Origin of the sequence: Ornithinibacillus salinisoli (assembly GCF_042684965.1) — a bacterium.
GTDB lineage: Bacteria > Bacillota > Bacilli > Bacillales > Amphibacillaceae > Ornithinibacillus > Ornithinibacillus salinisoli.
On the sequence record NZ_JBHUMI010000014.1, the window covers coordinates 61,949 to 86,558 of the forward strand.

Consider the following 24,610-nt stretch of genomic DNA (forward strand, 5'->3'; position numbering starts at 1 on the left):
ACATAACTATTTGCTCTATTCCACTACTTTAAAATCAATTTGCGCTTCCATTCGGAAGTCCTTTTTACCTGCTGTATTTTCACTAGAATAAATAGTAAAATCTGCATATCCACTAACTACATAAAATCCACTCGGAAACCCATCGTTTTCCAGGAACCGTTTAATAAACGAGACATAATCATCTTCATCTATATCACTGTACCCAGCATTCTTGACATATACTTCTCGAAGAGGTTCTCCCTTTTTAAGCGTAGTACTAATCAACGGTTCATCCATTCCATAACCAATATCAAAACCTCGGACCTTTTCTTCTATTGGAAAATAAAACGGGGAAGCTGCATGATATATAGTAATTTCCTCGTTTTCACCAGTATACTCTAGTTCTGCATAGATTTTTACTGGTTGACCTACTTGATATTCTTCCTTTTCCACGACGAGACGATAAATAAATATTTCATCGTTCACCTCATCACTTGTTTGGGAAACATCATAATTATCTAACCCATCTAGTTTAAAACTTGCTTGGGTTGTCGAAGAGGAGTCACATCCTACAAGGCATATCATAAATAACCACAATCCACCGATCAAAACTATTTTTTTCATAACCCTCACCCCCAATTGGTAAACTTACGAAACTACACCCCAATATTAACATAATATTCTAACTCTATCGGTAAAAGTCTTAATAAAAAAATAACAGCTGAATCACACAACTGTTATCCTTTGGCACCTATAATACTACTTTCACTCACTAAACCTCGTTCCTTAACGTTCGAATAACTTCTTCCAACTCAGAGGTTAATTCATTTAATTTCTTCGAGACATCTACCGTTCCTTCAGTTAGTTCATGCTGCAGATCAGAAGAGCTCATTCCTTCTTTTGTTCCAGAAACTGATTGCTCTGCAGCTTCTGTGATCTGCTGCATTGAGGCATTCACTTTCTCAGAAGAAGAAGATAAGTTATCTGTCAATGAAGATACACTTTGTACTTGTAGAGCGATTTCATTTGTTTCTTTAGAAATATGATGAAATACTTTATTGGATTTTTCCGCCGTGTCTAGTCCTTCCGTTGTAGAAGCTTTTACGTTTTCCATCGACTTTACAGACTGATTGGTTTCTATTAATATTTGTTTAATAATCTTTGAAATATTTTGGGATGATTCTTGAGACTGTACTGCCAACTTTCTAACTTCATCCGCTACAACAGCAAATCCTTTTCCATACTCCCCTGCTCTTGCAGATTCAATAGATGCATTCAATGCTAAAAGGTTAGTTTGATCTGCGATATCAGAAATTACTTCCACGATCCCCTCAATGGATTGAGAACGGCGAAGCAGCTCTTTCACATTCGTATAAGACTCATCGACATCTACCGTTATTTCTTTCATTTGTAATAATAATTTTTCAATCAATTCACTTCCACGCTGTGCCTCTGTTGCTGAAGTAGTAGAATTCGCTGCAACTGTTTTGGCCGTTTGGTTAATACTTTTGATTCCTTCATCTATCTGTGTAATAACTTTCCTATTATCTTGGATTATTTCTAATTGTTGTTCGATACTAGCAGAAACCTCTTCCATTGATGCAGCTAGCTGCCCACTAGCTTGATATGATTCCTTCGTGTTACTTGAAAGTGTATCGGATACTGATAAAATCTGGCTAGATGTCGTAGACAAACGCTCAACGATGTCCTCAATAATAGTTTTTCTTTGTTCTTGCTGTTTTTCTTGATAATAGTTTTCTATTTTTTTGCCACTATACACTTGCCAACTAACTACCGATGAAGTAAGTACTAGGAAGATAGCATGCCATAAAAACATAGAAAACATATAATGTTCAACACCAAAGACGAGCTCTGGGAAAAATAATAACCCTACAATATGCTGTATCGCAAATAGAACTGTCATCATTAAAAGTAATTTGATCTTCTGATAATAACCGACAGCTGCAACTACCATAAATATACTAAAGTGAAATTCTACTCTTCCGCTTCCACCCGATATAATCGCAATACTAGCAAATGTTAATGCTAGTGTTAGTAGGTATGGAATATACCGATGATTGTTGTTCCTGCGATACAATAAAATACTTAATACAAAAAAGACAATTGGAAGAATGAACAAAACATGTTGTGCCATGCCAAACGAAGCTTCAATATCATACGATGTAACGAAGCTCCCACTACCATGGGAGAAATCGAATAGATGGAAATATCTCCCTAAAATATTCACTATGACCATCAGTAATATAACCGCACCAGCCATAAAGTGCATAAGTTTATTTCTTTCTTTTTTCAATATAATATCCCCCTAAATGCTAACTTTCTTGGTTTTTTCTGACAACTCCTATTTCTATTATCGACAGAAACCAAGTCAACTTTAACATTTAGGTGCCTGGCACCTGTTAAATATTGTAAACACATCTATCCTGTGGTCACTCTATCCATCACTCTTTCACACTACTTTTCTCCTCTCTCTTCCATGGCGGATCCGCTTCACGATGAAACTTCTGATTTACTTTATATATGACATATGGCACTAAAAAAGCCAATAACGTACAAAATATCCCTATCATCGAAGGTACTCTTTCCATAATCAACTGCCACATTATTCTTCTTCTCCTTTCTTCTTAACCCGAATGGAATTACCTGGCTCACGAACGGTAGTATTCACGTTAACTTTAATATCACTTTTAGAAAAGTAATTTTCTCCATAGTCCCAATCACCCTTTACTTCTTCCCATAGGCTATAATGATTCATTCGAAGATAGTTATCCAATCCTAATACATCAACTTGTAGTTCGTCTTTTACTTTTTCTACGGTTCCCTCAGTTAACGTTTTTATTTTTTCTTCCAATGCTTTTTCAAATTTCTCTTGATTATTCTTTTTGTAAAAATCCAATGTACCGAAATATTCGACAATACTTGCGGTAATATCCATATCCACTTCAAAAGACATATTCTCTTTATCACGATTTTTAAGCTTTATTTTACTACTACCATTCGAAATAATGTATGTAACCTGCTCCTCTTCAACATCTGCTGTTACACTACCTTCTTGACCATTACCTATAATGAAGTTCAATCCTTTTGCATCATCACCGTTTAGTGTATCAACCATCTGACTTGTATGCCCGTGAAAAACAGCAATTCCCTCGTAATTCACACTGTTTTTTGTAAAAGTAGCAACTTGCGGAATGATAAAACTTCTATTATTTAAAAGTGACTCCTGAATATCACCAATTCTTACAGGAATAATCGTCTCAGGAGTTTGTTTATTTTCAAGTAGTTCACTAATATATTGTCCAGGAATTTTTACATGCTCTGTCTCAACATGTAAAACATCCCCTGCTTTTCCATCCACAATCGCTATTAATATTCCTCTCCGCATAGTCTGTTGGCGAATAAACACATCCAAAACATCAGCAAATAACCCAGTTTTTTTTGCGACATTCTGTGAAACGACAACTATTTCAACATGGTCTGTATTTATTGTCCGGTTAGCTTGCTTGGAAATCCGAGCGTTTATTTCATACAGACTTTCTCCAGTTTGACTGAGATTTCGAAATGCCTTTCCCCCACCTGCTTCCGTTGCCGACCCAAGCCCTGCTGGAACAACAAACTGATTTGTTAGCTCAAATCGTAATTTTCCTCCTTGCTCTTCCGCTAAATCTACAGCAACCCCTGCAAGAAATGCTCGATCCTCTAATTCGATCCCATCCCAACATCCAGCAAGTAAAATAAAGAAGAGACTACTAATTAAAATTTGTACAAATATTTTAATTCCCACTTTTTCTCCTCCCTTTTACTTTGTAAAAAACCCATAGTAGGATCACGATACCCCCGGTTAACCCCCAGCTAGAATAACTCACATACTCTCCAAATCTTTCTATCTCGATTACATCCTTAGGCAACATAGAAATTAAAAATATTAACGGAGAAAGTAGAAAGACAATTTTCAACTTATTTACTTTGGGAAAAATAGTGCTTAATGCCATTAACGAAACATCAAAGGCTATCGCTGTTGTCGTAAAAATAGCCATAATCCATATGACAAAGAAGATGGATTCTAACCGTTCAAAAAAACCACCTGGAATTTCGATTGTTTTTGCTAATTCAATTAAAGGAAAACGAATATTTGCTGTTGTTACATCTCCAAAAACAGCAATTGTTGTTAAATAAATGAACAAGTAGATAAACACGACACCAGACATCCCGACAGCTGCCAATCGGGGTGCTTTTTTGGGGTTTTTCACCAATGATATGTAAAAAAATAGGATACCAATTCCTGAATAGGATAACGTGCTTTTAAATGTACCCTGTACGTACCCCTGCATATCCGTTTTAAATATTGGAAATAAATTTTTCCCTTCCATAAAGCCGATTGAAAAAAAGATTAATATGGCTGTAGTTAAATAGATAATTGGCAAAAACAAGGCATTTAACCTTAAAACTCCTGCTCGAGATCCAGATACAGCGTATACAACAACAAGTAAAAATGTTAAAGAAACTACCTCCATTGGTGTTCGATCAAACAAATATTGATGGGATATATCTGTGATTGATCTAACCTCTAACGCGGCTATCATGATTCCTTGGATCGCAAATAGAAAGGTTAGTACTACTGCCACCGGCCTTGAAACTAGAAATGAGGCATACGCTAAGAAGGATTGATTAGGGAAACTCGCAGCAATTTTTGCAACAGACCATGTTAGAACTATCGCTAAAATTCCCCCTAACACAATAGCAGCCCACCCATCAGAAGCCTTCGTTGACTCAGCAAGATGCCTCGGAAACGAAATAATACCTACTGCAATTAGCATAGAAGGAACAGCAATCATTATATCGCGACTTTTAATTTTTTCATCACCATACTTAAATGTACTCATGTGCTATTCCTTCCCTTATTCCGGTTTGATATCTTTTGATTTTTTATCCTTCGTTTTTAAATATAATGGGCGTCTCTTTAGCTCTGTAACAGGAGCACGGAAAACTAAATCTTTCCAGTCATTAACAAAAGACGGTGCAAAGGGAGTCGAATATGGGACCCCGATACTTTTCAAATTAACGATATGGATATTTATCATAATGTAAATTAGTACAATCCCATATAACCCTAAAAATGAGGCAGCAATCATAAAGGCAAATCGTAACATTCGGAAGGTGATTGCTACACTGTACGAAGGTACACCAAAGGACGATATCGCTGTTAGTGCTGTAACGATGACCATGATAGGACTCACGATCCCGGCACTAACTGCCGCTTCTCCAATAACTAACCCTCCAACAATACCTATCGTTTGACCAATAACCTTAGGTAGGCGAATACCTGCCTCATGTAAAATTTCAAACGTAATGGCCATGATTATTGATTCAATTGCTGCTGGGAAAGGAACCCCTTCTCGGGTAGCAGCAATCGAATACGCGAGCGTACTTGGAATCATCCCCGGATGATAAGAAACAAGTGCAATATAAAGGGAAGGTAAAAACAAAGCAAAAAAAGCAGAAAGATAACGTAATATTCTTAGCAAACTTGCCGGAAACCAACGTTGATTATAATCCTCCATAGAATGCAATGAATCTCCAATTGTAATTGGAGCTATTAATACAAACGGAGTACCATCCACTAAAATTGCTATTTTACCTTGCATTAAATCAGATGACACCTTATCTGGACGCTCTGTATCTAATAATTGGGGAAATGGCGATAAAAAACTATCCTCTATCCATTGCTCCACAAACGCAGAATCCGAAAGATAATCGATATCAATCGTTTCTAGTCTACGATTAACTTCATTAACAATATCTGGGTTTGCGATTCCTTCTACATAGCTAACAACTAACTTTTGCTTGGATCGCTTTCCTACTTCATGAGTCTTAAAACGCAGGTTTGGATCTTTAATATCTCGCCGAACAAGTGCCATGTTTGTCTGAATGTTTTCGACAAAACCATCTCTTGGTCCACGAATTAAGGTTTCAGAATCAGGCTGTTCAATAGCTCGGGATTCACCACCAGAAGTCCCCATTAACAAGACCGTTTCTCGCCCATCTAAATAAAATGCAGTACCACCATTTAGAATAGCAAAGGAAACCTCATCCATTGCTTCGGCCTTTTTTATGTCCGTCACCGCAATAACTTCTTGGTAAATCTTATCCAAAATATCTGATTCAAATTGCTTCATATTTAATTGAATCGTTTTTAAAATATTATTGTTAATTAAATTTTCATCGGTTAACCCACTTATGTAAATAAGTGCTGCTCGGGATTCAATCCCGCCAATAATTAACTCACGCACAACCAAATCACCAGGTTCACCTAGTAATTCCTTTACATTCTTTATATTTTCATCCAAATTCTTCGTAATTTTCGTTTTATCACGAACCTTATCAGGCTGCTTTTTATTCTTTTGATGCAATTTTCTCATCTTCAAACGCTTAACCAGAGAAGACCTCGCCATCTCATCCCCTCAATCAAATTAAAATAGTATCCCTCTTTTTTTTCCCAAAACAACCATTTTTATACAAAAGGTGCCTGTCACCGACAAAATTCGACGGGTGACAGGCACCTATATTTAAGCCATTCCTTCGAGGATGTTTCTTTTTAGGACTGCTTCATATTCTAATAATAAATCAGAGAATATGGCATTCCATGATTGGGTTATGGCATACCTTCTTCCCTGGACTCCCATTTCATCTCGTTTTTCCTTGTCATTCAGCAGGTTCGCAATAGTTCTTGCAAATTCAGTTGCATCTCCACCCTCACATAACATTCCCGTTACATTATTTTCGATTATGGTACGTACACCACCTGCATTTGCTCCAATAACAGGTGTTGCACTAGCTAAGGATTCGAGTACAACATTCCCAAAAGTTTCTGTAACTGAAGGGAATACAAATAAGTCTGCCGCTGCATACACATGTGCTAAGTCGGTCCCAGATAGAAATCCTGCTAATGTCAAATTGTTAGGACTCGCCATTTCTAGCTCTTTTTTCTGCGGTCCATCCCCAACAATAAGCCAATGTACATCCTTTCGAACCGATTCCGGAAGTAGTTCTGCAATCTGTGGCAGGACAAGGACATCCTTTTCTAGTGCAAGTCGTCCGACATAAAGTAGAATATATCTTTCATTTATATGGTATTTTTTTCGAATTACTTCAGGATCAAATTTCGGATGAAAATGTGAACAGTCAACACCTCGCGGCCAAATAGCTAAATTCATAAACCCATGTTTTTGTAGATGATCGAATGTGGCAATAGAAGGTACAAAAATTTTATGAAGAGGACGATGAAACCACCGCATATACTTCCAAAGAATTTTTTTCAATGAGGAGAAATCATAGTAATCTAAATATCTATCAAAGTCTGTATGATACGAACCAACGACTGGTATATCAAACTTTTTCGCATAATGCAGTCCACAAAGTCCCATATTAAACGGGGTTGCTACATGAATAATATCAGGTTGGAATTCTTGTATTTCCTCACGAACATGAATAATGTTAGGAAAAGCAATACGACATTCGGGATATAAGAAAAATGGTAAACTCGCAAAACGAAGGACATGACTAGTAAACAAATCCTCATTTGTACTTTTTGGTGCAAAAACTCGGTATTCGATAGCATGCTTTTCCAAATAATCCGTAAAACGTTTTAATGTTCTTGCTACTCCATTCACATCTGGGACAAACGTATCTGTAAAAATAGCAATTTTCATCATTAACCTCCAATCAGTCATATTAAGAATTTCATATGAAAGAAAAAATCCAGTTTAATCACCTACATATCCGAATATCCTGGCTCGGGCGATAATAGGAGAAAGCAAACGATAAAAGTAAAAGGAATAATCACTGAAAAAGATTGAAGTTGTATTGCTAGAAGAATAGAAAAGTGTTAGTGGGTTATCTGTTACGTGGCTATTATGATGAATGAAACAAGATCTATTGCGAAAAAAAGCTTTTTACTAGTATATACAGGATTATGCTAATGGTTAGTAAAAAATAACATTCCAGCACATACAAATAATCATTGCTGAAACACCGCTGGTGGAAACAACAACTAAACTAAATACAATACGGCAACAACAAGACAAACACAAATCTTAATCAAAAAGCGCATACACACACCTCCGATTAATATATCATCCAACCACTATCTCAATTATAAATCAACAATGTAAAGCCACCGCAAAACACACGTCAAATTAATGTAAATTGTAGTGGGATGAGGTGCCTGTCACCTGTCGAATTTTGTCGGTGCCAGGCACCTTAAAGTGGGTATTCTTTGGACAGACTATTCATATACATAATGCGAGGTGATAATCATGTCTTGGGAAGATCATGTAACGAATGACACTAGGAATAGGATAGATAAAGTCCGTAAGAAAAAAGAATATCTTGATAAATGGAAACGAAGGGAAAGTAATTATCTTTTACTTTTCGGGGTAACCTTAGTGTTATTTATTTATTACATTCTATATATGACTGAAATTACCGAGCAAAATATTTTTTATGCTATGGTTGACATAATTACCAACCTTGCATACGTACTCATTATCAGTGTCATATCATTATTTTATTACTTTTACTTAGAAGCCAGGAATAAAGTAAAGAAAGAAAAAGAGAAATATAAGGAAATGCGCGGGGAAATTATTAAGCATTTTCAAAAGGATTGGTATGTAAATGAGCATTCCTCCATTCGAGATGAGATTACAGAGATGATGGAGGATGAATATGATATCGATTTGCGATTGAAGAGCGATTAGCTAAAAAGTGCCTGTCACCTGTCGAATTTTGACGGTGCCAGGCACTTGTTATTTTATGGTAAATCTACTTACCCGTTTCAATAATGATATTTTCCTAATCCAATACCATATAGTCCAATGTTGCGAGTACAAAAGCACCACTTTACCCATTTACCTAAGTAAACTCTACTAATTTACATAATATTAATTCAGTTCAAAATAATCATGTAATTTTAACTCTATTAACGTATAATTAAAAACAATAAAATACTAGGAGGTATGATTATGAATAAGAAGAAAATTATTCCTGTCATTTTATCCTCAGCAATTGTGGCAGGTACGTTCTCAGTGGGTGAAGTGCTGGCTAAACCACACGACTCAGTAACCCCAATTAATGTACAAGCACAAAAAGAATGGAACGTAAATGTCAACGTACCTATCTTCATTAAGGAAAAACTATCGGAAAAATATGCATCTAGTAATACCAAAAATGCGATAGATTACTTGAAACGAAATGAAGCAAAAGTAGGAGTTAAGAATCCAGAGAAAAATTTAAAAGTAAAGGAAATACTAACAGATGAACTAGGAATGACACATATCCGCTTTCATCAAATGAACAATAATGTTCCCGTGGAAGGTGCAGAGATAGTCGTTCACTTTAATAGAGATAATGAAGTGGCTGGAGTAAATGGACACTTTAATCAAGAAGCTGACAACGATCAATTTCTGACACAAGCTTCCGTTCAGGCAGAAGATGCTCTTAAAGTAGCTAAATCATCTGTAAAAGCACCAGTTGAAATGGCTTACGATCCTTCATCCGAGCTAGTGGTTTATCCATTTGAAGGAAAAAATAGCCTAGCATATAAGATTAATCTAACCTTTTTAGGTGACGAGCCTGGAAATTGGTTTGTATTTGTCGATGCAAACACTGGTGATGTAATCGATAAGTATAATGCATTATTGCATACGGAAGATATGAAAAAGAAACACCATAAAGGAGTAGGAGAAGGTGTTCATGGCGATTTACGTCATATCCATACTACCCAAGAAGTGCGATCTGGTGAAGACACAGTGTTCAAATTATATGATGAATCTCATGAAAATTTAGAAGGTATTTACACGTTTGATCACAATACAGGAGAAATTTTCGAGAATGATAGTTCATCATGGAAGGACGAATATCAAAGCCCAGCCGTTGATGCACACTATAATTCAGAATCGGTTTATGAATATTATTTAGAAGAGCATGACCGTAATTCACTTGACGATAATGGAATGGCCATTATCTCTTATGTTCACTATGGTAACAACTACAATAACGCATTTTGGAATGGTCGTCACATGACATATGGGGATGGAGATGGCGAATTCATGGTACCACTTTCAGCGGGTCTGGATGTTGCTGCCCATGAGATGACACACGGTGTAATCTCTCATACAGCGAATTTACAATATCGTTTCCAATCTGGCGCACTTAACGAATCATTTGCCGATGTATTTGGTGCTCTTATCGATTCTGACGATTGGGAAATGGGAGAAGATATTATGGCCCCACCTTCTATTGAAGAAGGGCGAACAGCATTACGTAGCTTGAGTAACCCAAGTAAATTCCCGGTTTCCGAGGCACGAGCTCCATATGGTAATGGAATGTATCCTGAGCATATGGATGATTACTACGACATGCCAGGTTATGTTGATAATGGTGGTGTCCATGTTAACTCATCCATTACGAACCATGCCGCGTACCTAATCGGTGAACAAATCGGTAAAGAAAAACTTGGACAAATATACTATCGTGCACTAACTGTGTATTTAACTCCAACTTCTGATTTCAGCGATGCACGTAATGTAATTGTTCAATCAGCAGAAGACATATATGGTGAAGGTAGTGAAGAAGCACAAGCTGTAGCTGCTGGGTTTGATCAAGTAGGGATTTACTAAACAACAATAAGAAAGCTCCTGTAGTATTACCCAATACAGGAGCTTTCTATTATCCTTTATCGCTAACAAGTCCCCTACACTAGATGACAAGCTACAAAATGACCATCTTCCACTTCTCTCCAGATTGGTTTTTCACTTTTACACTGCTCTGTAGCAAGTGGACACCGAGTGTGGAAAGGGCAGCCAGATGGATAATTCGATGCACTAGGCAAGTCACCTTCTAGCTTAATTCTCTCTCTCCTTCTTCCTGGAACAGGACGTGGAATAGATGAGAGTAGTGCCTTCGTATAAGGATGCTGTGGGTTATTAAAGATTTGCTCTGTTGTACCTAATTCCACTGCTGTTCCAAGATACATGACTAAAACACGATCACTAATGTGACGCACTACTCCTAAATCATGGGATATAAATAGATAGGATAACTGATGTTTCGCTTGAAGCTCTTTTAATAGTTTAATAATTTGTGCCTGCACTGAAACGTCTAACGCCGAAACGGCCTCATCGCAGACAACTAATGAAGGATTTAACGCCATTGCTCTCGCTATCCCAATCCGCTGACGCTGACCTCCACTAAACTCATGTGGATGTCGATCATAGTGTTCCTTTTTTAATCCTACCTCCATTAATAGTTGAAGTACTCGCTCTTTTCGTTGTTCCCTTGACATATTCGTATGGATGACAAACACTTCTTCTAACGCCTTTCCTATTTTTTGCCTAGGATTCAACGACGCAAACGGATCTTGAAAAATCATTTGCATATCTTTTTTATACTTCTTTAAATTCCTTTCCGATAAAGTGCCAATATCTTCTCCCTTAAAGTAAATCGATCCATCAGTTTTAGATTCGAGGCCTAATATCGTTCGTCCTAAGGTTGACTTTCCACACCCAGATTCACCAACAACACTTAGTGTTTCTCCTTCGAAAACTTCCAAATTAACCTCATTTACTGCTTTAACATGTGATTTGGTTCGCTTAAAAATTCCACTCTTAATTGGATAATATGTTTTCAAATCCTCCACTTGAAGTAACGGTTGAACTGTCATCGGTGTCCACCTCCTGGAGCCAGCATCTTACTGCTGCATTTTCTGAACCACTACGAACTAATTGTGGTTTTTTTTCCTTACAAATATCCATCGCCATGGGACATCGCGGATGAAAACGACACCCAGGAATATCATCATCAACACTTGGCATGGACCCAGGAATAACTTTCATCTCCTGTGTTTCATCATCTACATTTGGAACCGCACCTAGTAATCCTTGTGTATAGGGGTGCTGAGGGTTTCTAAATAAACTCTCTACATCATTGACTTCCACAACTTCCCCGGCATACATAACCATAACTCGATCAGCAACTTCCGCAACGACTCCCATGTCATGCGTGACGAACACTACACCCATACCAAACTGTTCCTTTAAATCATCGATAATATCTAAAATTTGCGCTTGTATGGTAACATCCAATGCAGTTGTCGGCTCATCCGCAATCAATAGCGAAGGTTCACAAGCCAATGCCATAGCAATCATGACTCGTTGTCGCATTCCTCCACTCAATTCATGGGGGTACTGATTGATTTTTTCCTTAGGATTGGGAATTCCAACTTGTTCGAGTAAATCTATACTTTTTGTGATCGCCATTTGTTTAGACATTCCCTTATGGATCCGTAAGGGTTCTTGAATTTGATATCCGATTGTAAATACTGGATTGAGAGCAGTCATTGGCTCCTGAAAAATCATGGAGATTTTGTTACCTCGAATTTTTCGCAATTCCTCATCTGTTTTATTGACTAGTTCCTCTCCATTTAAACGGATCGAACCAGATGAAACTTCCCCATTATCTGGAAGAAGCCCCATTAAGGAGAGTGACGTAATACTTTTTCCTGATCCTGACTCACCAACAATACATAATATTTCTCCGTCATGTAGTGAAAACGAAACATCCCGAACAGCCGCGGAATTTCCTTTAGCTGTTCGAAAGTCAATCGTTAGATCTTTGACATCAAGTAACTTTTCCATATTCCCCCTACTCTCTTGTTACATTGTATAATGACCATTGCCCGGTTGGATCAACAGAAAGACCATTTACAGATTCATCGTAAGCTGCCGTTACGACTCCATGCTCCATTACAACCCATGGTACATCTTGAATTGCTAACACGTTTGCTTCATGAAGTTTTTCCTTACGTACGTCTTGATCTACTGTTATACGTGACTCTTCTACAAGCTTATTAAAATCTTCATTATTATAACGAGTATAGTTAGAACCACCAATATTATCTGTGTGTAGGTTTGGATATAATAATTCACTACCATCAGCAGTACTATTTGCCCAACCTAAGAAAGTCATTTCATACTCTCCAGCTCTTGCTGTATCTAAAAACGCTCCCCATTCCATTGTTTCAATTTGTACATTAAGTCCAACATCTGATAATTGAGCTTGTACGATTTCTGCCATTTTCATATAATTATCACGATTAGCTACTAGCATCGTAAACGTTTCGTCACCATAACCATTTGCTTCAATAATTTCAGCAGCTTTGTCTGGATCATAGTTATAACCAGTATCCTGTGCATCTTCATTGTAACCGAATACTTTCGGGCCGATGATACTCTCATTATATTCACCTAATCCGTTTAATTGATTAACATAAGACTCTTGATCTACCGCATAGGCAACTGCTTGTCTAAACTCTAAGTCATTAAAAGGTTCTTTTTCTACATTAAATGTTAAATAGGATACACGTGTACCTTCTTTTTTCTGTACTTCCACATTATTTAATGATTCCACACGAGAGATGTGGTCAGATGGAATGGCATCCAAGAATTGAACATCTCCAGTTTCTAACATAGAAATAGCTGTTGAAAATTCAGGAACAACTTTAAAAACTACTTTTTCTAATTGCGTAGGTTCCCTCCAGTAGTCTTCATTTTTTGTTAATACAACTTGATCCCCTTCTTCCCAATCTTCAAAGACAAATGGTCCAGTTCCTACTGGCTCTCTATTGATGTCTCCTTCTTGGTCTGCGGTTGGACTAACGATTGCTGCATTTGTGTGACTTAATGCTGCTAGCATCGGGCCATATGGTTCTTTTGTATTTAACACAACCGTATATTCATCTTCTACTTCGATTGATTCAATTGGTTCTAATAATGACGCTCTTGGTGCTGCACGCTCTGGGTCTTTCATTTGTTCAAATGAATATTTTACTGCCTCTGCATTAAATGGTGTGCCATCATGGAAAGTTATTCCTTCATTTAACTTAATAACCCATGTATTTTCATCTGGTGTTTCATAGGATTCCGCTAGTAACGGTTGAGGTTCCATTGTTTCAGGATCTAATGTAAATAATGTTTCATAGACTTGTACGATCACATTACTTGAAACAGAATCATTCGTATCAATGGGAGATAATCCTTTCGCATCGGAAGTTGAAGCATACGTTAATTCTTTTGGTACATCTTCTCCATCATTACCGCCGCTTGAACTTTCACTATCTCCACATGCGGCTATCATACATAGTAATAACAAAAACGCTGTTGCCATCCATAATTTTTTCATTTTCATTCCTCCTATTTATTTAAATATTCATATTTGGATCAAGAGCATCACGCAATCCATCCCCAACAACATTAAATGCAAATACGGTTAACATGATCGCTATTCCCGGGATAACAGCCATATGCGGTGCATCCCACATGAAATTTTGTCCTGCGGCAATCATGGCACCCCACTCTGGCATTGGAGGTTGCGCCCCTAGCCCTAAATAACTTAATGAAGCAGTTGATAAAATTGCTGTTGCCATTCGAGTAGTAGCAAACACAATGATAGGTGCGGTACAATTTGGCAAAATATGCATTAACAATATCCTTGTATTACCTGCACCTACAGATCGTAAAGCCATAATGTATTCTTGCTTCTTAACTGATAAAACACTACCACGTACAATTCGCGCACACCCTGGAATGGACCATATACTAATAGCAATCACCACATTCACGATACTTGTACCTAGCATTGCAATGATTAACATAGCAAGTAGTATGCCAGGAAAAGCAAATAACAAATCTACTATTCTCATAATAATCGAATCTAGTTTTTTAAAGTAACCTGCCAATAACCCTAAGGTGATTCCTCCTAGTAATCCTATTGCAACGGTAGAAACCCCAACAATAAGAGAAATTCTAGATCCATACACAATTCGGGACCACATATCTCTTCCGTAATTATCCGTTCCTAGAAAATGACCCTCCGATCCTACTCCTAAATAAGTCGCTGTTGAATCCTGTACATATGGCCCATAACTAACAAATAAAGGAGCGAATATGGCAAGGATTAGTTGGACAAAAATAATAACTAATCCAATTACAGCTAATTTGTTTTTCAGAAGTTTTTTCAAAGTCTCTAGGAAAAAGCCATCTTTTTTCTCTTCTTTTACTTTCTTCACATCGGTAACTAATTCTGCCGTCATATTCTCAACCTCCTCCCCACGATTATTCATAGCTGATTCTAGGGTCAACTTTCACATAAATAATATCGACGATTAAATTAATGATGACAAAAATAGCTGCCACTAATAGGACTGTTCCTTGAACCATTGGAAAATCTCTGGCAGAAATAGCATCGATCATTAATCTACCAATTCCATTAATCGCAAATACCTGCTCGGTTATGATCGTTCCTCCTAGTAAAGCACCAAAGTTAATACCAATAACCGTGATAACAGGAATTAACGCGTTTCGTAATGCATGGACCCAGATTACTGATTTTCGTTTTACCCCCTTTGCTTTAGCTGTACGAATGTAATCTGATTTAATTACTTCAAGCATTGACGAGCGAGACATCCTTGCAATTAACGCTGCAGAAGCAGTTCCCAACGTAATAGAAGGTAAAATCAATTGCTTTAAACCCTCTACCGAATAAAATGGTTCACTTAAACCATTTACTGGTAGCCATTGTAAATTAACTGCAAACAAGAGTATTAACATGGCACCTAGCCAAAAATTGGGTATCGAAACACCTACTAACGCAAAAGTTGTACTTGTTACATCAAGCCAGGAATTTTGTTTCATTGCGGAAATCATTCCTGCAATTAGCCCTATAATAACAGCAACGATCATACTCGCAACTGCTAATTTAATAGTATTCGGTAGTCGTGTAGCGATAGCTTCTCCTACCGGCTGACTATTTTGATAGGAATATCCGAAGTTTCCCTGCACTATTCCTTTCAGATAGTCAACATATTGAACTAGTAAAGGCTCATTCAGTCCCAAATCTTTCCTTATTGCCTCAAGGTCAGATTCTGTTGCAGTTGGTCCTCCAATTATAGTTGCTGGGTCTCCTGGTGCAATGTGCATACTCATGAAAACAATGAATGAAATTCCTAATAAAAGTAATAGTAATTGCCCTAACCTTCTAACTATAAAGCTGATCATGGCGCCCCTCCTTTATTCAGTTTTGGTGTAATTTTCTATATATTTAAAATAGACTATACTTCAATCATATGAAGGTGTCAATAGATTTAAGCAACAAAAATAAATCAAAATCAATAAATTCATTACATTAATCATACAAAATTACTACACGAACATCATTTTGTAATTTTTTATAACATAAGACCTACGCATAAATACAAGAATAAAATAATACTTATTCATCCTAAAAATAAAAAGATCCTTTCACTCTCTCTGAAGTGAAGGATCTTATCTAACTGCTATTTTTAAAATCAAGTTATAGTTTATACCCATTACGACTTTTAAATCGCTTTAAGATTACCGAGCTTTCAATACGATTAATTCCTTCAACTGAATAGAGCTCATCGTTAATGAAAGTTTCTAACATTTTCATATCCTCAACAAGAACATGCATGTGAAGTGTACTTGGACCAGTCATCTGATAAATGCTAGCAACATTTGGATTATCCGCCAAGTTTTGTGCTACTTGCTGCAATTGCATTGGATCAACTTCAACTTCAAAAAAAGCAGAAATTTGCTTCCCTGCCTTCTCTGAGTTTACTACTACTGTAAACTTTTCAATAATTCCTTTCTCCATTAAGTTATGAATTCTATCTTTTACTGCTACACGTGAAAGACCTACTTTCTCTGCTAAATTAACGTAGGATATTCTACCATCATCAGCTAGAATTTCAATTAATGCTTTATCTATTTTATCCAGTTTCACCCACAAAACTCCCTTAGAAATTAAAGATGTAGTTCAATTATAACTGATAGACTTATGAATAGAAAGAAGTTGTGTAAGTTTTCGAACAAAGATGCAATCTTCATATCGAAAGTTAAAATATATTATAGTCTATAAAAAGAAAGTTATAATTACGTTTTAGCTTATTTTTGATTAACTGTTATTGACAAATTTGCTTTCTTCTCATAATATGGCATTAATTCTAAAAATAATAATAAGGAGTGTGCTTCATGGATTTTTCTAAGTTTTCTAATGGATCAGATGCTATTTCTCGTAAGCCAGTCTACGCGAAAAACGGAATGGTAGCAACTTCACAACCACTTGCTGCACAAGCAGGACTTGATATATTAAAAAAAGGCGGAAATGCTATTGATGCAGCGATTGCAACTGCTGCAAGCTTAACCGTTGTTGAGCCAACTTCAAATGGGATTGGTGGAGATGCGTTTGCCTTAGTTTGGACAAAAGGAGAGCTTCATGGTTTAAACGGGAGTGGAAAATCTCCAAAGTCAATTTCCATAGATGCTTTAAAAGAAAGAAATTATACGGAAATTCCTACTCATGGTTGGGTTCCAGTAACAGTTCCAGGTATACCAGGAGCATGGGCTGAATTATCCAATCGATTTGGAAAGCTTTCATTAAAAGATACCTTAGAACCTGCTATTACATATGCTAGAGAAGGTTATCCGATCTCACCGACATTAGGTAAGTTTTGGGATAATGCGTATCGTAAATTTAAAACTAAGCTAACTGATAAAGAATTTGAAAATTGGTTCAAAACATTTGCACCAAATGGAAGAGCACCTAAAGTAGGAGAAATTTGGTCTTCAAAGGATCATGCAAATACGTTACAGGAAATAGCTGATACAAATGCAGAATCGTTCTACCGAGGAAGGTTAGCCGAAAAAATCGTCTCTTTCTCTAACGAAACAGAAGGGTTTTTAGCAGCAGATGATTTAGCAGAATATAAACCAGATTGGGTCGACCCTATCCGTGTTAATTATCGTGGATATGATGTTTGGGAAATCCCACCGAATGGCCAAGGAATTGTTGCATTGGAAGCACTAAATATACTCAAAGGATTTTCATTCCATACAAAAGAATCTGCTGATACGTATCACAAACAAATTGAAGCAATTAAGTTAGCTTTTGCTGATGCCCTCAAGCATGTAACGGAAGAAAAACATATGAAATATTCAAGTCATGACATTTTAAGTGATGCTTATACCGAAGAACGTCGATCATTAATTACAGATGAAGCATTAACACCAGATGCTGGTGAACCAAAAGCGGGCGGAACGGTATATTTAGCAACTGCCGATAATGAAGGAAATATGGTTTCCTTTATTCAAAGTAATTACATGGGATTCGGATCAGGAATTGTTGTACCAGGTACTGGTATTGCTTTACAAAATCGTGGGCATAATTTCTCCTTCGATCCGAATCACGTCAATGCATTAGAAGGTGGTAAACAGACATACCACACAATTATTCCAGGTTTCTTAACGAAAAATAATCAACCTGTTGGACCATTTGGAGTAATGGGCGGATTCATGCAACCACAGGGGCATGTACAAGTTGTTATGAATACCATTGACTTCGGTCTCCACCCTCAAGCAGCATTAGATGCCGCAAGATGGCAATGGATGAAGGATAAAACCGTAGAAGTAGAGGACCGCTTTTTCCATCATATTGCACAGGAATTAGCTGCTAAAGGTCATGATATTCGCATTCAGTTGGAGCCAAATAGCTTTGGAAGAGGCCAAATTATTTGGCGTGATCCTGAAACAGGTGTATTAGTAGGTGGATCCGAATCAAGAACGGACGGTAGTGTAGCATCCTGGTAAAGGAAGAGTTTAATTAATATAAAGGTAAACTAGAGGCTGTCAAATAGTAACATACACTATTTGAACAGCCTCATCAATATGCATAAAGGTATGTGACAATATGAAAACACATTGGGATCTTTTTATCGGATTTTTTCGAGTTGGAATGCTTGGATTCGGTGGTGGACCAGCATCTATACCGCTAATTCAAAAGGAAGTAGTTAACAAATATAAATGGCTAAATGATGACGAATTTGGTGACATACTTGCAATAGGAAACTCACTACCAGGACCCATTGCAACCAAATTAGCAGGGTACATAGGATACCGAGTATCCGGAGTCTTCGGAATGATTAATGCAATCCTAGCAAACATTATTCCAACGATTCTTCTTATGATTGCCCTACTTACCTCTTTATCATTTATAGAAGAGTTTAATTGGGTGCAGGGAATGACTGCAGGCGTAATTCCAGTCGTTGGAATGATGATGGCAACATTGACCTGGCAATTTATAAATAAATCAGGGAAAGGTTTTGGATGGAAAAAAGCTATCATAATTGTTGTTATATTGATTGTTCTTCTCCAAGTTATTCATATCCATCCAGGAATTATTATTGCCATTTTACTCGTTGTAGCTTTATCAATTAAAAATAAGGAGAACAACTCAGAGAAGAAAGAAGGGAAGCAAACAACATGATCTATTGGCAAATATTTTTAGCATTCTTCATCCCAGGAATACTTGGATATGGTGGAGGACCTGCTTCAATTCCACTTGTAGAGAATGAAGTAGTAAAACGCTATGAATGGATGACAGTCCAAGAATTCAGTGAAGTACTAGCACTAGGGAATTCCCTACCTGGACCAATTGCTACGAAAATGGCAGGGTATATCGGGTTTGAGGTTGGTGGTATGCCCGGCATGTTTATTGGTGTCTTTGCAACAGTAGCACCATCTCTTATACTCATGATTTTATTAGGTGGATTACTATTAAAATATAAAGATTCACCGAAGGTCAAACGATTAACATTATTCGTACAACCAGTAATCGCGATCCTTTTAGGTGTTATGACTTGGAACTTCTTTGCAGAATCTTATGTAGGGATTGGTTTATTACCGACAATATTGATCGCTGTCATTAGCTATTTGCTTATAGAACGACGAAAAGTTCATCCCGCATTCGTCGTAGCCGGAGCACTTCTATTTGGCGGATTCTTTCTAGGTTAATAAAAAATGCCTGTGACTTGTCGACATTCGATAAGTCACAGGCACTTCAAAAAACTCTTCTTACTACATTCACGCCTAACGTAAAAACTACTCCAACAACTAGTCCCATAAAAACATCTAGTACTAACGTAGCAATAAAAGTAATTAAAAAGATAATAGCTTCCATGATTTGGTTCGTTATAAAATACTTGAGTTTTTTTACATTAATTAGCTTCATTACAGCAAATATGATGATCGCAGCTAATGTTGTATTAGGAAGGTAATAAATGAACGGCGTCAAATAAGAAAATGCTAACAGCATTAATAATGCAGTAACGAACATGGACACATTTGTTTTTGCACCAGACTCATAATTGACTGCTGTTCGTGAGATAGCACCAGCAACCGGAATGGTTCCAACAAATGAACTTGTCATATTTGCAAAGCCTAATCCAACTAATTCTTGATTCGGATTCACTTGTTCATTTTCTTTGTCTCCCAAAGTTTTTGCCACTGAAAAAGACTCGAAAAATGATATAAATCCAATTATCATCGCGATCGGTAGTATAGATAATAGTAATTCTACAGTAGGAATCATAACGGAAACATCTGGCATGTCCTTTGGCAATTCCCCTACAACTTCTACTCCCTGTTTGTTCAGGTCATAATAATCGACGATCAAAATTGATATGATCATAAGAAGAAATGGACTGGATGAGATATGAAGCTTACTTTTTAAAAAGACTAATATAATGAAACTGGCTAATCCAATCATTACAGTTAATATGTTTACATTTGAAATGTTATACAAGATATCCATGATGTAAGTAAAAATGTTCTTATATTTCGGTAAACTAACACCCATGATAGAGCTCATTTGATTCAGTATGATAATGATTGCCAATGCAGAGGTAAATCCGTCAATGACAGCTGGTGAAATATATTTTAATAGAGACCCCATTTTTAACATCCCCATCAATAGTTGCACACCCCCCACTATCAGGGAAAGGAAAATTATTATCTCTAAAAACCTACTAGAATCAGGCTCCACAATGTTTGATACACCAGTAAAAGCCAATAAGGATACGACAGAAACTGGCCCAACAGATAAATAGTTGGAGCTACCAAACAAACAATAGATTAGTAAAGGAAATGTGCCTGCAAGTAATCCCATCGTTATTGGAACACCAGCTATTATGGCATAAGCCATACTTTGCGGAAACAACAAAAATGTCACTATTACTCCCGCTGTGATATCTCCCGAAAGATTTGATGTGTTGTAGGATACTAGTTTCCTTAATCCAGGAAATAGTTTATAGATCATAATTGGAAGTCCTCCCTAATCTGCTTGAAGTATACTTGTACTATATTAGGAGGCTGAATGGATTATTACATCAGAATATGGCTTTTGAACAATAAGAAAGGTAATACTTTCAATTTTATCAAAAAGAAACTAATTTTTATAAAATTGCATATTGACTGTAAGTAATAAATAAATTATAATATCATAAAATATTCAGATGATTTGTAATTGCTTTCATTTTGATTTAAGAAGCAGATTATTGGCTTAGGATTTCTCATTAACTATTTAGTGGAAACTATCACAAAAAGGAGATGAACTTTATGGCTAAATGGAAGGTAAGCACTCTTGTTGTATATCTTTTAACTATTTCCATTGCAATGGTCCTAGTAGCTTGTGGAAATGAAGGGGATTCGGCAGAAGATTATCCGAATCGTGAAATTGAAGTGGTGATTCCATGGGATCCAGGCGGTGGCAGTGATATTGAAGGTCGTGTGGTTGTTGACCATGCGGAAGAAGCATTGGATCAATCCTTGGTTGTTGTCAATATTCCTGGTGTCGGTGGTACAATCGGAGCTGAGGAATTACTAGAACAAGAACCAAACGGTTATCATATTGGACAAATTCATGAAGGACATCTTGTCGCTCATCATACTGGAGTTTCAGAAGTAAACTACGATGATTTTGAACCAATTGCATCAATGTCAGCTTCCAACCAAATTCTAGCTGTTTCAAGCGAAATGAATGTTGATTCGTTAGAAGAATTTGTTGAATACGGACAGGATAGCCAAATTAATTTTGGTGGAACCGTCAGTGGGATTCCACGAGTCTGGGTAGAACAAATTGGTAAGGAACTAGGTATTAACTATAATCTAGTCGGTTATGAAGGATTAGGAGAAGCAATTCAAGCACTTGCTGGTGCGCATGTAGATGCTGTTATTGTTGATTATCCATCAGCCATAGAGTTTGTAGAAGCAGGACATATGAACTTCATCGCTATTGGTACAGAAGAAAGAACTGACACACTGCCTGATGTACCAACATTTAAAGAATTAGGCTATGACATTACAATGGGAATTAACCGCGGTTATGTAGCACCCGGTGGTACAGATCCAGAAATTATTAAAATTTTAAGTGACAAGTTTGAAAAAGTTGCAAATAGTGAAGGATTCAAGGAAGACATAGAAAATCTAGGTGCTAATGTAAACTTCATGAACCATGAAGAGTATGCTGACTATTTAGAGAAACAGAACGTAATAATTGAAGAAATTATTGCAGATATTGAATAGAATCTATATTTATCAAGGGGGCGAGAAATCGTCCTCTACTTCATTAGAACTGAAATAGCAGGGAGGATATTATGGGGGAAATTGTAATAGGGATTCTACTAATCCTTTTAAGCGCCATCATCTTTTTTAATTCGGGAGATTTCCAACAGCTTAATGAAACCCACTTGGATCCTGGTTCCTATCCAAAATTAGTTGCCTTAATATTAGCTTTATTAGCATCATTCCTAGTAATTAAGAAAACAATCGAGCTAATGAAGACAAAGGCATCAAGCTTTGACGTAGGAATAAAGGAGTTTTCAAAAGAGCTATGGAAAGAACACAAATTAGTCATACTTATCTTGATTACACTCGGTTTGTATATCATGTTATTGGATGTGATCGGTTTTATCGTATCCAGTATTGCGTTTATCATCGCAACAGGTCTCATCATCGGACCTCGTAAGAAAAAAAATATGGTGACTATTAGTTTTATTTCATTAGTAGTAACGTTCGGGATGTATTACTTTTTTGAAAGTGTTCTATACGTCAGATTTCCAGATGGAATATTTTTTTAAACTATAAAAAGGAGGTGTGATAATGTTCGATTTATTATTGCTTGGAATAAGTGAAATTTTTCAATTACATATACTCTTTGTAATATTTTTAGGTGTTCTAGCTGGAATTCTAGCTGGACTAATTCCTGGTTTTACCGTCACAATGGCAATTGTATTAACATTACCGTTGACCTTTGGAATGGAGCCAGTCACAGGTGTAGCTGCAATGATTGGAGTTCTTGTTGGTGGTATGTCAGGTGGACTCATTACAGCCGCACTACTTGGGATTCCTGGTACCCCATCTGCTGTAGCAACCACATTTGATGCCTATCCAATGGCACGAAAAGGTCACCCCGGGAAAGCATTATCCATCGGAATCTGGGCATCCTTTCTAAGCTCAATCATCAGCTTTTTCATACTCGTTTCAATCGCACCCCAGGTTGCTAATTTGGCACTCATGTTTGGTCCATGGGAAATGTTTTCATTAATTGTAGCGGCATTAACTATCATAGCAAGTGTGACCGGAGAATCCATACTGAAAGGATTAATTGCTGGTTTGTTCGGTTTGTTAATTGCAACAGTTGGAGCAGATCCTATTGTCGGCATATCCCGCTTCTCCTTTGACATTCAAACTCTCAGAGCCGGTATACCATTCCTCGTTGTTTTAATTGGAATGTTTGCGATTTCGAGACTACTTAACTCCGTCGAACGTTCCGAGTTAGAAAGAGATCTTAAACAAAAACAGGAAGATAAAATTAAAGGAATCCAATTTGTATTGAAACCAAAAGAAACATTTATGAATGTTATTCGCAAACCAGTCAATCTCCTTCGTTCCTCCGCGATCGGAGCTATTATCGGTGCCATTCCTGGAGCAGGAGGAAGTATTGCTAATATCATAGCTTATGACCAAGCAAAAAAATGGTCCAAGGAATCGGATAAATTTGGTGATGGTCATGAAGAAGGCGTAGTAGCTTCAGAAGCTGGAAACAACTCAACAGTTGGTGGTGACCTCATCCCGACGATTGCCTTGGGGATTCCAGGATCAGCGGTAACCGCTGTGTTATTATCCGCTTTAATGGTTCACGGAATAAACCCTGGTCCATTGTTAATCACTAACGAACCAAACATTGTTGGTGGAATATTTCTTGCATTTTTAGTGGCTTCATTTTTCATGCTCATTACACAGTTTCTAGGAATTCGCTTTTTCGTACGTGTTACAGAGATTCCTACCCGGATTTTGGTTCCTGTGATTCTAATACTCTGTGTTATCGGTACATTTGTATTAAACAATCGTATAACTGATCTGTATTTACTGTTTATCATTGGAATAGTTGGGTACTTTTTTACTAAATACAAATTTGCGTTAGCTCCTATTATTATAGGTGTTATTCTTGGTCCAATTGCTGAAGTGAACTTACGAAGGGCATTCATGTCTAATCCTGACTGGACCTTATTCTTATCCCGCCCTATCTCATTAACTTTTTTGTTATTAGCCTTAATATCAATTGCGTTCACCGTCTGGCAAACGAGTAGAGCGAAAGTTAAATAATTAGATGGATATATAAAATGGTACGAGGATAGTCACTAGTT

The 24,610-nt window shown here is 37.0% G+C and carries 22 protein-coding genes; 8 read left to right on the forward strand and 14 right to left on the reverse strand.

What is annotated here, in order from left to right:
* Positions 1-15: 15 nt before the first annotated feature.
* From ACFSTA_RS07680 to ACFSTA_RS07710, 7 genes are all read right to left on the reverse strand, one after another.
* Entirely contained in the window at positions 16-603 is a 588-nt protein-coding gene (locus ACFSTA_RS07680; RefSeq protein WP_377556019.1) for a hypothetical protein, read from the reverse strand.
* Between the two features lie 148 nt (positions 604-751).
* Positions 752-2,293, reverse strand: coding sequence for a methyl-accepting chemotaxis protein (locus ACFSTA_RS07685; protein WP_377556020.1), 1,542 nt, complete (start codon positions 2,291-2,293; stop codon positions 752-754).
* 148 nt (positions 2,294-2,441) lie between these two features.
* Positions 2,442-2,603 carry a hypothetical protein gene (locus tag ACFSTA_RS07690; RefSeq protein WP_377556022.1) on the reverse strand — a complete coding sequence of 54 codons (162 nt, stop codon included), beginning with the start codon at positions 2,601-2,603 and terminating at the stop codon, positions 2,442-2,444.
* Positions 2,603-3,784 (reverse strand): Ger(x)C family spore germination protein, encoded by a 1,182-nt coding sequence (locus ACFSTA_RS07695; RefSeq protein ID WP_377556023.1) that lies wholly within the window; start codon positions 3,782-3,784, stop codon positions 2,603-2,605. Before ACFSTA_RS07695 ends, ACFSTA_RS07690 begins: the two co-directional genes overlap by 1 nt.
* Positions 3,774-4,883, reverse strand: coding sequence for a GerAB/ArcD/ProY family transporter (locus tag ACFSTA_RS07700; protein WP_377556025.1), 1,110 nt, complete (start codon positions 4,881-4,883; stop codon positions 3,774-3,776). The genes ACFSTA_RS07695 and ACFSTA_RS07700 overlap by 11 nt, the downstream gene beginning before the upstream one ends.
* 15 nt (positions 4,884-4,898) lie before the next feature.
* On the reverse strand, positions 4,899-6,452 hold the full coding sequence (locus ACFSTA_RS07705) for a spore germination protein (protein ID WP_377556026.1): 1,554 nt from the start codon (positions 6,450-6,452) through the stop codon (positions 4,899-4,901).
* A gap of 114 nt (positions 6,453-6,566) precedes the next feature.
* The gene (locus ACFSTA_RS07710) at positions 6,567-7,709 is read right to left on the reverse strand and encodes a glycosyltransferase family 4 protein (protein WP_377556027.1); all 1,143 of its coding nucleotides are present in this window, start codon (positions 7,707-7,709) and stop codon (positions 6,567-6,569) included.
* Between the two features lie 606 nt (positions 7,710-8,315).
* On the opposite strand from ACFSTA_RS07710, the gene ACFSTA_RS07715 reads away from it, so the two are divergent.
* Positions 8,316-8,756, forward strand: a complete 441-nt coding sequence (locus ACFSTA_RS07715) for a DUF2663 family protein (RefSeq protein ID WP_377556029.1) — start codon at positions 8,316-8,318, stop codon at positions 8,754-8,756.
* 264 nt (positions 8,757-9,020) lie between these two features.
* Positions 9,021-10,676 carry a M4 family metallopeptidase gene (locus ACFSTA_RS07720; RefSeq protein WP_377556030.1) on the forward strand — a complete coding sequence of 552 codons (1,656 nt, stop codon included), beginning with the start codon at positions 9,021-9,023 and terminating at the stop codon, positions 10,674-10,676.
* Between the two features lie 74 nt (positions 10,677-10,750).
* Here the strand turns inward: ACFSTA_RS07720 and ACFSTA_RS07725 are convergent, their stop codons facing one another.
* The 6 genes from ACFSTA_RS07725 to ACFSTA_RS07750 form a co-directional block, all read right to left on the reverse strand.
* Complete coding sequence (locus tag ACFSTA_RS07725; RefSeq protein ID WP_377556031.1) at positions 10,751-11,719, reverse strand: ABC transporter ATP-binding protein; 969 nt, start codon at positions 11,717-11,719, stop codon at positions 10,751-10,753.
* The gene (locus tag ACFSTA_RS07730; RefSeq protein ID WP_377556032.1) at positions 11,664-12,692 is read right to left on the reverse strand and encodes an ABC transporter ATP-binding protein; all 1,029 of its coding nucleotides are present in this window, start codon (positions 12,690-12,692) and stop codon (positions 11,664-11,666) included. Before ACFSTA_RS07730 ends, ACFSTA_RS07725 begins: the two co-directional genes overlap by 56 nt.
* A gap of 7 nt (positions 12,693-12,699) precedes the next feature.
* Positions 12,700-14,235, reverse strand: coding sequence for a glutathione ABC transporter substrate-binding protein (locus tag ACFSTA_RS07735; RefSeq protein WP_377556033.1), 1,536 nt, complete (start codon positions 14,233-14,235; stop codon positions 12,700-12,702).
* A 19-nt stretch (positions 14,236-14,254) separates the two neighbouring features.
* Positions 14,255-15,145 (reverse strand): ABC transporter permease, encoded by an 891-nt coding sequence (locus ACFSTA_RS07740; protein ID WP_377556034.1) that lies wholly within the window; start codon positions 15,143-15,145, stop codon positions 14,255-14,257.
* A gap of 22 nt (positions 15,146-15,167) precedes the next feature.
* The gene (gene nikB / locus ACFSTA_RS07745; RefSeq protein ID WP_377556035.1) at positions 15,168-16,109 is read right to left on the reverse strand and encodes a nickel ABC transporter permease; all 942 of its coding nucleotides are present in this window, start codon (positions 16,107-16,109) and stop codon (positions 15,168-15,170) included.
* 295 nt (positions 16,110-16,404) lie between these two features.
* The gene (locus ACFSTA_RS07750) at positions 16,405-16,854 is read right to left on the reverse strand and encodes an Lrp/AsnC family transcriptional regulator (protein WP_377556036.1); all 450 of its coding nucleotides are present in this window, start codon (positions 16,852-16,854) and stop codon (positions 16,405-16,407) included.
* A 248-nt stretch (positions 16,855-17,102) separates the two neighbouring features.
* Here ACFSTA_RS07750 and ACFSTA_RS07755 point away from each other — a divergent pair, with 248 nt between their 5' ends.
* The 3 genes from ACFSTA_RS07755 (at position 17,103) to ACFSTA_RS07765 (ending at position 19,919) form a co-directional block, all read left to right on the forward strand.
* Positions 17,103-18,716 carry a gamma-glutamyltransferase family protein gene (locus tag ACFSTA_RS07755; protein WP_377556037.1) on the forward strand — a complete coding sequence of 538 codons (1,614 nt, stop codon included), beginning with the start codon at positions 17,103-17,105 and terminating at the stop codon, positions 18,714-18,716.
* A 100-nt stretch (positions 18,717-18,816) separates the two neighbouring features.
* Positions 18,817-19,392, forward strand: a complete 576-nt coding sequence (locus ACFSTA_RS07760; protein ID WP_377556038.1) for a chromate transporter — start codon at positions 18,817-18,819, stop codon at positions 19,390-19,392.
* Positions 19,389-19,919 carry a chromate transporter gene (locus tag ACFSTA_RS07765; protein ID WP_377556039.1) on the forward strand — a complete coding sequence of 177 codons (531 nt, stop codon included), beginning with the start codon at positions 19,389-19,391 and terminating at the stop codon, positions 19,917-19,919. The genes ACFSTA_RS07760 and ACFSTA_RS07765 overlap by 4 nt, the downstream gene beginning before the upstream one ends.
* Positions 19,920-19,965: 46 nt before the next feature.
* On the opposite strand, the gene ACFSTA_RS07770 is transcribed toward ACFSTA_RS07765, so the two are convergent.
* Positions 19,966-21,222, reverse strand: coding sequence for a SulP family inorganic anion transporter (locus ACFSTA_RS07770; RefSeq protein ID WP_377556040.1), 1,257 nt, complete (start codon positions 21,220-21,222; stop codon positions 19,966-19,968).
* 299 nt (positions 21,223-21,521) lie between these two features.
* On the opposite strand from ACFSTA_RS07770, the gene ACFSTA_RS07775 reads away from it, so the two are divergent.
* The 3 genes from ACFSTA_RS07775 (at position 21,522) to ACFSTA_RS07785 (ending at position 24,569) form a co-directional block, all read left to right on the forward strand.
* Positions 21,522-22,487 carry a Bug family tripartite tricarboxylate transporter substrate binding protein gene (locus ACFSTA_RS07775; protein ID WP_377556041.1) on the forward strand — a complete coding sequence of 322 codons (966 nt, stop codon included), beginning with the start codon at positions 21,522-21,524 and terminating at the stop codon, positions 22,485-22,487.
* A 71-nt stretch (positions 22,488-22,558) separates the two neighbouring features.
* Entirely contained in the window at positions 22,559-23,041 is a 483-nt protein-coding gene (locus tag ACFSTA_RS07780) for a tripartite tricarboxylate transporter TctB family protein (protein WP_377556042.1), read from the forward strand.
* 22 nt (positions 23,042-23,063) lie between these two features.
* Complete coding sequence (locus ACFSTA_RS07785; RefSeq protein WP_377556043.1) at positions 23,064-24,569, forward strand: tripartite tricarboxylate transporter permease; 1,506 nt, start codon at positions 23,064-23,066, stop codon at positions 24,567-24,569.
* Positions 24,570-24,610: the final 41 nt, after the last annotated feature.

Coding starts and splice junctions, on each gene's coding strand:
- ACFSTA_RS07770 (WP_377556040.1), bottom strand. CDS start 21,222: ATGATCTATAAACTATTTCCTGGATTAAGGAAACTAGTATCCTACAAC.
- ACFSTA_RS07740 (WP_377556034.1), bottom strand. CDS start 15,145: ATGACGGCAGAATTAGTTACCGATGTGAAGAAAGTAAAAGAAGAGAAA.
- ACFSTA_RS07780 (WP_377556042.1), top strand. CDS start 22,559: ATGGGGGAAATTGTAATAGGGATTCTACTAATCCTTTTAAGCGCCATC.
- ACFSTA_RS07720 (WP_377556030.1), top strand. CDS start 9,021: ATGAATAAGAAGAAAATTATTCCTGTCATTTTATCCTCAGCAATTGTG.
- ACFSTA_RS07755 (WP_377556037.1), top strand. CDS start 17,103: ATGGATTTTTCTAAGTTTTCTAATGGATCAGATGCTATTTCTCGTAAG.
- nikB (WP_377556035.1), bottom strand. CDS start 16,109: ATGATCAGCTTTATAGTTAGAAGGTTAGGGCAATTACTATTACTTTTA.
- ACFSTA_RS07785 (WP_377556043.1), top strand. CDS start 23,064: ATGTTCGATTTATTATTGCTTGGAATAAGTGAAATTTTTCAATTACAT.
- ACFSTA_RS07680 (WP_377556019.1), bottom strand. CDS start 603: ATGAAAAAAATAGTTTTGATCGGTGGATTGTGGTTATTTATGATATGC.
- ACFSTA_RS07760 (WP_377556038.1), top strand. CDS start 18,817: ATGAAAACACATTGGGATCTTTTTATCGGATTTTTTCGAGTTGGAATG.
- ACFSTA_RS07690 (WP_377556022.1), bottom strand. CDS start 2,603: ATGTGGCAGTTGATTATGGAAAGAGTACCTTCGATGATAGGGATATTT.
- ACFSTA_RS07705 (WP_377556026.1), bottom strand. CDS start 6,452: ATGGCGAGGTCTTCTCTGGTTAAGCGTTTGAAGATGAGAAAATTGCAT.
- ACFSTA_RS07710 (WP_377556027.1), bottom strand. CDS start 7,709: ATGAAAATTGCTATTTTTACAGATACGTTTGTCCCAGATGTGAATGGA.
- ACFSTA_RS07715 (WP_377556029.1), top strand. CDS start 8,316: ATGTCTTGGGAAGATCATGTAACGAATGACACTAGGAATAGGATAGAT.
- ACFSTA_RS07730 (WP_377556032.1), bottom strand. CDS start 12,692: ATGGAAAAGTTACTTGATGTCAAAGATCTAACGATTGACTTTCGAACA.
- ACFSTA_RS07775 (WP_377556041.1), top strand. CDS start 21,522: ATGGCTAAATGGAAGGTAAGCACTCTTGTTGTATATCTTTTAACTATT.
- ACFSTA_RS07700 (WP_377556025.1), bottom strand. CDS start 4,883: ATGAGTACATTTAAGTATGGTGATGAAAAAATTAAAAGTCGCGATATA.
- ACFSTA_RS07725 (WP_377556031.1), bottom strand. CDS start 11,719: ATGACAGTTCAACCGTTACTTCAAGTGGAGGATTTGAAAACATATTAT.
- ACFSTA_RS07735 (WP_377556033.1), bottom strand. CDS start 14,235: ATGAAAAAATTATGGATGGCAACAGCGTTTTTGTTATTACTATGTATG.
- ACFSTA_RS07765 (WP_377556039.1), top strand. CDS start 19,389: ATGATCTATTGGCAAATATTTTTAGCATTCTTCATCCCAGGAATACTT.